Annotated in this window: 10 protein-coding genes; 5 read left to right on the top strand and 5 right to left on the bottom strand. The window is 42.2% G+C overall.

The features are described from left to right. The coding region (locus tag F6K49_RS31340; RefSeq protein ID WP_293102937.1) for a tetratricopeptide repeat protein at positions 1–689 on the top strand (689 nt) is incomplete at its 5' end. 2 nt (positions 690–691) lie between these two features. Then, entirely contained in the window at positions 692–1,951 is a 1,260-nt protein-coding gene (locus F6K49_RS31335; RefSeq protein ID WP_293102933.1) for an ATP-binding protein, read from the top strand. 20 nt (positions 1,952–1,971) lie between these two features. On the opposite strand, the gene F6K49_RS31330 is transcribed toward F6K49_RS31335, so the two are convergent. After that, complete coding sequence (locus tag F6K49_RS31330) at positions 1,972–2,199, bottom strand: hypothetical protein (RefSeq protein ID WP_293102929.1); 228 nt, start codon at positions 2,197–2,199, stop codon at positions 1,972–1,974. Positions 2,200–2,251: 52 nt separating this feature from the next. On the opposite strand from F6K49_RS31330, the gene F6K49_RS31325 reads away from it, so the two are divergent. The 3 genes from F6K49_RS31325 (at position 2,252) to F6K49_RS31315 (ending at position 6,692) form a co-directional block, all read left to right on the top strand. Beyond that, positions 2,252–3,583 carry a tetratricopeptide repeat protein gene (locus tag F6K49_RS31325; RefSeq protein ID WP_293082983.1) on the top strand — a complete coding sequence of 444 codons (1,332 nt, stop codon included), beginning with the start codon at positions 2,252–2,254 and terminating at the stop codon, positions 3,581–3,583. 27 nt (positions 3,584–3,610) lie between these two features. After that, on the top strand, positions 3,611–5,311 hold the full coding sequence (locus tag F6K49_RS31320) for a TaqI-like C-terminal specificity domain-containing protein (protein ID WP_293102926.1): 1,701 nt from the start codon (positions 3,611–3,613) through the stop codon (positions 5,309–5,311). 64 nt (positions 5,312–5,375) lie between these two features. Next, positions 5,376–6,692 (top strand): D-arabinono-1,4-lactone oxidase, encoded by a 1,317-nt coding sequence (locus tag F6K49_RS31315; RefSeq protein ID WP_293102923.1) that lies wholly within the window; start codon positions 5,376–5,378, stop codon positions 6,690–6,692. Here the strand turns inward: F6K49_RS31315 and F6K49_RS31310 are convergent. The 4 genes from F6K49_RS31310 to F6K49_RS31295 all read right to left on the bottom strand — a co-directional run. After that, entirely contained in the window at positions 6,652–6,816 is a 165-nt protein-coding gene (locus F6K49_RS31310; protein WP_293023129.1) for a hypothetical protein, read from the bottom strand. The two genes, F6K49_RS31315 and F6K49_RS31310, sit on opposite strands and share 41 nt — an antisense overlap. A 23-nt stretch (positions 6,817–6,839) precedes the next feature. After that, on the bottom strand, positions 6,840–7,463 hold the full coding sequence (locus tag F6K49_RS31305) for an IS607 family transposase (protein WP_293023195.1): 624 nt from the start codon (positions 7,461–7,463) through the stop codon (positions 6,840–6,842). Positions 7,464–7,538: 75 nt separating this feature from the next. Further along, a complete protein-coding gene (locus tag F6K49_RS31300; protein ID WP_269086951.1) occupies positions 7,539–7,667 on the bottom strand; it encodes a hypothetical protein in 129 nt (42 codons plus the stop codon). A 25-nt stretch (positions 7,668–7,692) separates the two neighbouring features. Beyond that, positions 7,693–8,976 (bottom strand): metallophosphoesterase (locus F6K49_RS31295; protein WP_293102920.1); only part of this gene is annotated, 1,284 nt, incomplete at its 5' end.

Below are 8,976 nucleotides of genomic sequence, written 5' to 3'. Positions count from 1 at the left end.
CAAACACTCACTATAACCTGGGCATAGCCTACAGTGACAGAATCAATGGAGATAAAGCTGATAATCTTGAACTCGCCATAGAAGCATACCAACTAGCTTTATCCGTTTATACTAAACTAGACTTCCCCCAAGATTGGGCAAACACTCAATATAACCTGGGAAATGCCTACAGTAAGCGAATACTAGGAAATAGTGCAGAGAATCTGGAAAAAGCGATCGCATCCTATCAAAATGCTTCAGAATTCTACACCCGTGAAGCCTCTCCCCAAGATTGGGCAGACATTCAACGTAATATTGGTAGACTGCTGGTTCAACAAGGAAGCTGGTATGATGGATTATCCCGCTTAGAGCAAAGTCTCCCGATCTATAGTCAAACGGAAAACCTAGAAGCCCTTGCGGATTCAGTATACCACATTGCCCGCACCCATCATTTAATCATGAACCTAGACAAAGCCCGGATGAATTACCGGGACGCTCTCCGCATCTACAATCATCTCAATAATCAGCCAGGAATCGCTATCTGCAAAACGGGATTAGGCATGCTGATGATTTCCATTGGATTTATCGACGATGCCCGAGAAGAATTAACCCAAGCTTATGAAATTTGTCATACAATTAAGGATAACCAAGGAATTGATAATATTCAACAACTGCTCCAAGTTATTAATAAAATAAAACCCAAGCCATAGCCATGAGTGAAGCCGATAAACTTTGGGATGAAACAAACGAAATTTTGACTAGCTGGAATCTTGAAGAAATTCCTTTTTCTGAAAGTGCTTCCAGCTTGCAGTCAAACCTAGATAAAGTTTTCACAGGTCGCACCCAGGAGTTAAGGACGATATTTCATTTGTTGCGGGGTCGCGAACGGAAGCGAATATTAGTTTATGGTTCCGTTGGGATTGGTAAAACAGCATTTATTTTAGAAGTCTTGAGCGTCTTACAACGAAAAAGTAAAGATACTCTCGCTACCTATATTAGTCTACCCTTTGAAACTGATTTAGCAACGGCTGCTTTGATTGCCCTAGCCCGACATATGCCAGAGGATGAGTGGGCGCAACAACTGTTAAACAACATGGGATTGATGAGTGAATCGACTCGCAAAACCAAGACTAAGTTTGATGCCAAATTCGCCGGGTTTGGGGGAAGTATTGAAGCGGAAGCTAAACCGGTTAATGCGCCAAAGTTTCCCACCCTCACCTTTCAAGACTTATTGGAAAGGGCGCTAGAAAAGTATAGTCGTGTGGTGATTGCTATTGATGACTTAGATAAACAAGACCCAGCCAGAGTGCGTCAACTATTGCACGATGCTCAAGGCATGCTCAAAGGTGATGCTTGGTTTATTTTGACTGGGCATCCTTCCGGGTTGACTCGGGATTTGTTGATCTCCGAACGAGGGTTATTTGATTTAGCATTAGAGATTAAAGCATTAGACCAACCCACCACTTATCAAATGTTAATTAACTATCTCGCTAGCGCCCGGATTAACAAAACCAACAAAGATGAAACTAATCCTGATGCGGTTCATCCCTTCACTCTAGAAACTGCTAGAAATCTGTGCGCACATTCCCAGGGGATACCCCGTTGGTTTAATCGCATTGGTAGTTATGTATTACTGAAAGCAGCGGACCTGAAAGCAGAAAAGATTACACCAGACGTCTTTCAGCAAGGTTTAGAGTATGTTAGTCAGAAACTGCGCGGTCAGTCAGAATTAACTCCTGAAGATTATTATGTGCTTGACTTAGTATTAGAAAAAGGGGTGCTATCCGATGAAAACGTAACCATGGATGACCTCAAGCGTCTTAAAGCTCAACAGTTTACTCAAGTTTTACCGATTTTAGATAAATTAATCCAATTTGATTTAGTGCGTCGTTTACCTACGGATAAAGCAGCGGAATATCAAGGAAATCCCATACTTTTGCCTCCGTCAGAGCAGTCAGATGAAGAAGAATGAAGGAATTTAGAATTTAGAATTTAGAATTTAGAATTAAGTAGTGCTAGTGGTGCTTCAGGAGCGGACTTGCCTTCATTTTCGGGGTCGTAGCCAGCGTTGGGATAGTCCGCCCCGTAACGCACCACCCAACGGCGAACCCTCATTTTCAGGCTCCTAGCCAAGGTTGGGACAGCCCGCCGGGAATTTAAACGGGCAAGATGCCCGTTCCACCCCTGATGCCCGTTCCACGCCTGATGCCCGTAACGCACCACTGCTGGATCAAACAGCTTTTAGGAAATGCAGCCGAGTAGGGAGTAGTAAATGAACCAACAAAGAAGACAACAATACCTCAAATTGCTCCACCAGCTCCTAACTTGTCCCAAGGGTAAAGAAATCAAAATTATTAATAGCAACCGCGAGTTAGTGGATGCAGATTTATTGCAGGTAATGGCACAATCAGCCGAATATCTGACAGCAAAGGGTCAGCAAAATGCTGCTGACTTTTTACTGCGGATCAGGAGTAAGCTTTTAAAGGGTCTGGAAATTTCAGAAACCCTTACTTCAGCTAAGGCTTCATCGGAAGAGTATCAGCAATTTTTAGACGAGGTATTGCTAGCAACTAACAACAGCAAAGGTGACGGCGAAGTTGTCTACCAACTTCTGGAAGAAAACTTAGATAAACTCGATCATAATTTTATCAATATCCTGGAAACCTGGGCAAGTGCTAAACTCTCAGAAGCGGAACCAGAAATAGCCAAAGATATCGCTAATACTATCTGGGAATTCAGCACTCTGATCAGCGATTTTCCACTGGGTAATCCAGCCAACAACAGGGAAATTGCTATTGCTGGTTACCAAACGATGCTAACGTTTTTTACTAATCATAGTAACCCAGAAATTTGGGCAGCTATTCAAAACAACCTGGGCAATGCCTACAGTGACAGAATCCGTGGCAATCGGGCTAATAATCTCGAAAAAGCCATAGATGCATACCAAATAGCCTTGGAGGTTTATACCAAATCAGACTTCCCCGAAGATTGGGCAAGTACTCAAAACAACCTGGGCATAGCTTACTGTGAAAGAATCCGTGGAGACCGGGCTGATAATCTCGAAATTGCTATTAAAGCATTCCAACTAGCCTTGGAAATTCGCACTAAACTAGACTTGCCCATTGATTGGGCAATGACTCACTATAACCTGGGCAATGCCTACTGTGAAAGAATCCGTGGAGACCGGGCTGATAATCTCGAAATTGCCATAGAAGCATACCAATTAGCATTAGAAGTTCGCACCAAACCAGATTTCCCCATTGATTGGGCAAGTACTCACAACAATCTGGGCATCGCCTATAGTGACAGAATCCGTGGAGACCGGGCTGATAATCTCGAAAAAGCCATTGCCCAATACCAACTAGCCTTGGAGGTTTATACCAAACCAGACTTCCCCGAAGAGTGGGCAAGGACCCTATATAACCTGGGTAATGCTTACAGCAACAGAATAGTAGGAGAGACTACAGAGAATTTGGAAAATGCGATCGCATGCTATGAACATGCCTCAGAAATCTTTACCCGTGACGACTTTCCTGAAGATTGGGAAAACCTTCAACGTCATATTGCTAGACTACTGATTCAGCTAAGAAATGCTATAGATTAAAATACCAGAAGTCATGGTTCGGTCACAATGGAACAGCAACTAAGCTTGCCATTATTTGATTTTTCCTCTGCTGTCGGAAGCTTTGCAGCAAAGAGTAGTGAGGAACGAGGAGCAATTTTTACCCGACGAGAGGTTGTAGAGTTCATTCTTGACCTGACAGGTTATACCGTAGATCGCCCTTTGCCAGACTATCGGATACTTGAACCCTCGATTGGTGAAGGTGACTTTCTTGTTCCGATTGTAGAGCGACTGTTAACTGCTTATGGTGCTCATGATTCTAATCAAATCAGACTAGTTGATAGTCTCCACAATTCTATTCGTGCAGTTGAGATCAATCCTCAAAGCTTTGAAAATACCAGAATTAAACTTTTAAGGTTGCTCCAGTACCATGGAATTAATAAAGATGACGCCTATCAATTGCTAACAGCCTGGCTGATTCAAGGGGACTTCCTACTTGTAGATTTACCAGGCTCATTTACTCATGCAGTTGGCAATCCGCCTTATGTTCGGCAAGAGCTGATTCCGGATATTCTCTTGGCCGAGTATCGAGCCAGATATAACACTATATATGATCGAGCAGATTTATATGTCCCTTTTATTGAACGTGCCCTATGTAGTCTGGAACCTGGAGGAGTTTTAGGTTTTATTTGTGCCAATCAATGGCTAAAGAATAAATACGGTAAGCTACTACGAGCAATGGTTTCTGATCATTATCATCTTGCTTACTATATTGATATGGTCGATACTCAAGCGTTTCGCACTGAAGTTAGTGCTTATCCTGGGATTACAGTCATCAAGTGCCAAAAGTCCGAAGTTGTTCGAGTTGCTCATCGACCATTAGTTGAATACAACACACTTAAGAAACTAGCACAAAATTTTTGTGCTGACTCTATTTCTCCGGAAAGTGGTATCATCGAGCTTAGGGGTGTCACAAATGGGTCAAAACCATGGATTCTAGATTCTGTTGAAGAACTTATGGTAGTTCGTCGCCTAGAAGAAGACTTTCCTAGTTTAGAAGAGGTTGGTTGTAAGGTAGGCATTGGTGTAGCTACCGGAGCAGATAAAGTTTACATTAGACCCTTTGAAAAACTGGAGGTTGAACCCGATAGAAAATTGCCTTTAGTCAAGACACAAGATATTAAAACTGGTATTATCAAGTGGGGTGGCCTTGGTGTTGTAAACCCATTTCACGACAATGGTTCTTTAGTTGAACTTGAAAATTATCCCAAGCTGGCAAGTTACCTTGCCCAACATTCCGATAGAATTTTGAAACGGAACTGTGCCAAGAAAAATCCCAAAAATTGGTACAGAACAATTGATAGAATTTATCCTAGCCTGACCACTTACCCTAAACTGCTAATTCCTGATATTAAATCCAAGGCACATATCGTCTATGAAGATGGAAAATTTTACCCTCATCATAACCTTTATTTCATTACTTCACAAGAGTGGGACTTAAAGGCACTTCAAACAGTTCTCAAATCAGGTATAGCTAAACTATTTGTATCTATTTACTCAACTCAGCTCAGGGGAGGCTATCTTCGCTTTCAAGCACAATACTTGCGGCGAATCAGACTTCCTCAGTGGCAAAGTATTTCAGAGAATCTTCAAAGAATGCTAATAGAAGCAGCAAACACAAGAGATATTAACCTTGGAAACTATGCAGTGTCTGAAATTTATGGATTGACACCAAAGGAGCGAGCTGTGATTAGAGATAACGAGATCTAAATAAGCAATGAGTATTCTATGCTAAAATATAGAATAACCATTACAATATTTTTCATAAATTAATATGTCAGTTACTTGGTCAAATTGGAGGGGTAATGTTTCTTGCAACCCCAAAAGTATTGTCGAGCCGTCTTCTAACGAAGATCTCAAGAAAGTTCTTGCCATGGCTCGAACCGAAAGGATGAAAGTTAAGGTGGTTGGTTCGGGGCACTCATGGTCAGAAGCTGCATGCACCGATGGTGTTCTGGTATCCTTGAAGCGACTAAACCGGGTAATCGAGCTAGACCGAGAACGGGGGACCGTTACTGTCGAGCCAGGAATAACACTAAACAGCTTGAATCAATACCTCGACCAACACGGCATGGCCTTGGAAAACCTGGGAGCAATCACCAAGCAGACTATTTCTGGGGCAATAGCAATGGCTACCCATGGAACAGGAGACAAAAACGGCTCACTGGCCAGTGCAGTGGTCGAGCTGGAGCTAATGAAAGCATCCGGGGAAGTTGTCCGCTACCAACAAGATAATCCAACATTTTATGGAGTATGTGTCAACTTAGGTGCCCTTGGTATTATTACTAGATTAACCCTTCGTTGTGTCCCGACATTCTTCTTGCGAGATATTCAACAACCTATGTTGACCGACCTGATAAGAAAAGAAATAGACACACTAGTCAAAGAAAACGATCATTTCCAATTCTTTGAATTTCCCCACACCTCACGCTCCTATTCCTTTAAGTTTAATAAAATGGATGAGCCAGTTGCGCCCATGCCATTCTGGAGACAATTCCTAGACAACCTATCTAAAACTATATCTAGATCCGGCAGTGGAATCGGTGACTGGATTACCAGGAGTTTTCCTGCTCTAATTCCTCTCATCTTTAGAGTAGCTTTTATGACTAATCTACGGGGATTAAACCGTTGGGATAAGAGCTTTAATATCCTCGCCTTTGAGAATATTAATTTCACATATTCCGAGTTAGAGTATGCCATACCAAGGTCAGCTGCAATCAAAGCTCTGGAGCAAATTCACCAGATGATAGAAAACCATGGATTTAGGATAAACCTACCAATATCAGTTCGATTTGCTAGTTCGGAAGAGCATTGGTTAAGCCCACTGTATCAAAGAGAGTCTGTTTATATTAGCCTTAACTTATCAGGGTCAGATTTTAAAGTGATTGAAAACTATCACCGGGAAGCCGAAAAGATATTATTAGAGTATGGTGGCCGTCCCAACTGGGGCAAGCACTTTTATTCCAATCGGGAATATCTACGCTCACAATACCCACGTTGGGATGACTTCGCTCTGCTTATGAAAGAATTTGATCCTGATCGACTTTTTTCTAACCCCTTCCTCGACCGCCTCTTCCCTTTTGATGTATAATTGGCTCAAATCGGTTGGGAGTTGGTTTCACAGCCGGGGTTTCTTCCATACTCTCTAATATCATCTCGGGATAATTACCCTTAATAAAAACCTCCCCCATCTCCCCATCTCCCCATCTCCCCATCCTGCCCTCTATCCACCTACTCCTTACTCTAATTCCCTTACCACTTGAGTCATTCCATCAAGTAATTTTTGATTTTTTTTGCTCCTAGCGCCATAGAGACGGGCGGAAAAGACTGTGATCAATTCCATCATGTCTTGGGTTAATTCGTCTTCAAAACTAACTCCCTCTGGGGATTTATTAATGATCACGACTTCTGTGCCAAACTCTTCACAAATGGTAAAGATTAATTCTGCTCCAAATCTCAGCAATCTATCCTTGTGAGTAATCACTAACCGTTCAACATCCCCTGTCATAATTTTTCTGAGTAATTTATTCAATCCTTTTTTGTGATAATTTAAACCACCCCCAAAATCAGAAATAGTCTCGTATTGCCAACCATTAGCAGCGCTAAAATTTTCTAATAATTGAATTTGACTCCTCAGGTCTTTTTGTCGCTCATCACTGGAAACTCTGGCATAGTTGATTGTCAATCTGTGGGTTAATGGCTGAGGATTTCTTGGTGTTATATGTTTGATATCTTTAAGATAAAATCGTCGTTGTCCAGTAGGTGAACGTTGATATCTGATTTTGCCCGCATCAGCCCACCGTCTTAGGGTTTTGGTAGAGACTCCTAGCTGTTTAGCTGCCTCCCCAATGCTTAATGTCATCTCAGAATGACTTTCCATATCAATGCTAGATCTCATGACTCCACTCTCTAGTATTACTCATTTTGTAAGTAATGTCTAAGGGTGTCTATTTTTTATAGACAGGCAACAGGCAAGAGTAGCAAAACAATCATTATATAATAAATTTTGGGCATAATTACCTTTAATCAAAATTCCCCCCATCTCCCCATCTCCCCATCTCCCCATCTCCCCCTCTCCCCATCTCCCGACCCTAATCCCTTAGCCTTAACTGAAACTGATCGAATTTAATCACATCTGAATTAGGCGATCGCGTATCAAAGCGATAGCTAGTTACTATACCGGTGCCAGTATCCAAGATACTAAACACAGTCACATCATTACTGGCGATATAAGGCAAGGGCTGGTTATTCTCTCCTAACAATGGCTCTATGGTTGGCATCACTGGCTCTAATCCATTGGGGTCTCCAGTAGCGGAATAGTTTTCTTTATAGCCAGTTGGTACTGGGCGCTTATTCTCACCAACATGAGCGCCATAACTATTCCCCACATTGGAGGATTCTAAAAAATGCATGCCATTACCATCAACAAAGCGATTCCATAGATGGGAATGGCCATAATACACCAACTGCACACCAGCAGCTTCTAACAATGGCACCACATCCTGAATGATGTAATCCTTGTCTTTGGGGTACTCATAACGCACTGCTGTCACCTTACCCGCCCGATCCCGCTCAATGATCTGCACTGGGTTAGTATAAGCTGGGACAATATTCCCCCCTAGGCTATGGGGAGGATGGTGAAACATCACAATTTTATACTTGGCTTGTTGGAACTCAGTGCTATTGAGTTCTGCCTGGAGCCATTGGTACTGGAGACTCCCTTTACTAACCGGTTCAAAGATATGTTGTCCGTATCCCCAAGCGATGGGATTGTCTAAATCTTGTTCCCGTTCTTGATACCTACCTTTGGCATTAGGGCTTAAGCTAGGTGTCCGCCAAATATTAGTAATGTACAACACCACTAAGCGAATATCACCAAAGGTTACGGCATAATAAGGTTTGCCATTAGGTAGGTAAAAAATCTCGTTATAAGTGTCAGTATTATAGGTATTATTTTTTAGCCAAGCTTGGTAATAATTAGGGTCATTATCTGGATTTAACTGTTCAGCTTTTTGCTGATAGATGGCTTGTGCTGCAGCGCGAGTAAAAGGGTCATTGAATTGGCTATTCAAATCCTTTTCCATAGAAAAACGCCCCATCACTTCATGATTGCCAACTACAGGAAATATCGGGGCATTTTGAATAATTTCACCACCATGGTAGGTAGTTTTAACCCCATTCTTTTCCAATTGGTAATTGGCTCGACCCTGAAGACAGGGGAAAAAGGCACCACCCCGGTTATCATCAAACCATTCCGAAGCCCGGTCAGGAATATTAACTAAATCACCAACATAGAACACCCCATCAATTTGGCCTACAGTTTCTACCACCTTCTGGAGATTAGCTGCTGTCATCGGCATTAGTTGATGGTCAGA

It is taken from the genome of Moorena sp. SIO3I6 (genome assembly GCF_010672095.1).
The sequence above is the reverse complement of the archived record's forward strand: the minus strand, read 5'-3'. Positions and strand labels throughout refer to the sequence as shown.

Excerpts from the sequence above, each read along its gene's own strand:
- F6K49_RS31325 (WP_293082983.1), top strand. The coding sequence starts at position 2,252 with ATGAACCAACAAAGAAGACAACAATACCTCAAATTGCTCCACCAGCTC.
- F6K49_RS31320 (WP_293102926.1), top strand. The coding sequence starts at position 3,611 with ATGGAACAGCAACTAAGCTTGCCATTATTTGATTTTTCCTCTGCTGTC.
- F6K49_RS31300 (WP_269086951.1), bottom strand. The coding sequence starts at position 7,667 with ATGGGGAGATGGGGAGATGGGGAGATGGGGGGAATTTTGATTAAAGGT.
- F6K49_RS31310 (WP_293023129.1), bottom strand. The coding sequence starts at position 6,816 with ATGGGGAGATGGGGAGATGGGGAGATGGGGGAGGTTTTTATTAAGGGT.
- F6K49_RS31305 (WP_293023195.1), bottom strand. The coding sequence starts at position 7,463 with ATGACATTAAGCATTGGGGAGGCAGCTAAACAGCTAGGAGTCTCTACC.
- F6K49_RS31315 (WP_293102923.1), top strand. The coding sequence starts at position 5,376 with ATGTCAGTTACTTGGTCAAATTGGAGGGGTAATGTTTCTTGCAACCCC.
- F6K49_RS31335 (WP_293102933.1), top strand. The coding sequence starts at position 692 with ATGAGTGAAGCCGATAAACTTTGGGATGAAACAAACGAAATTTTGACT.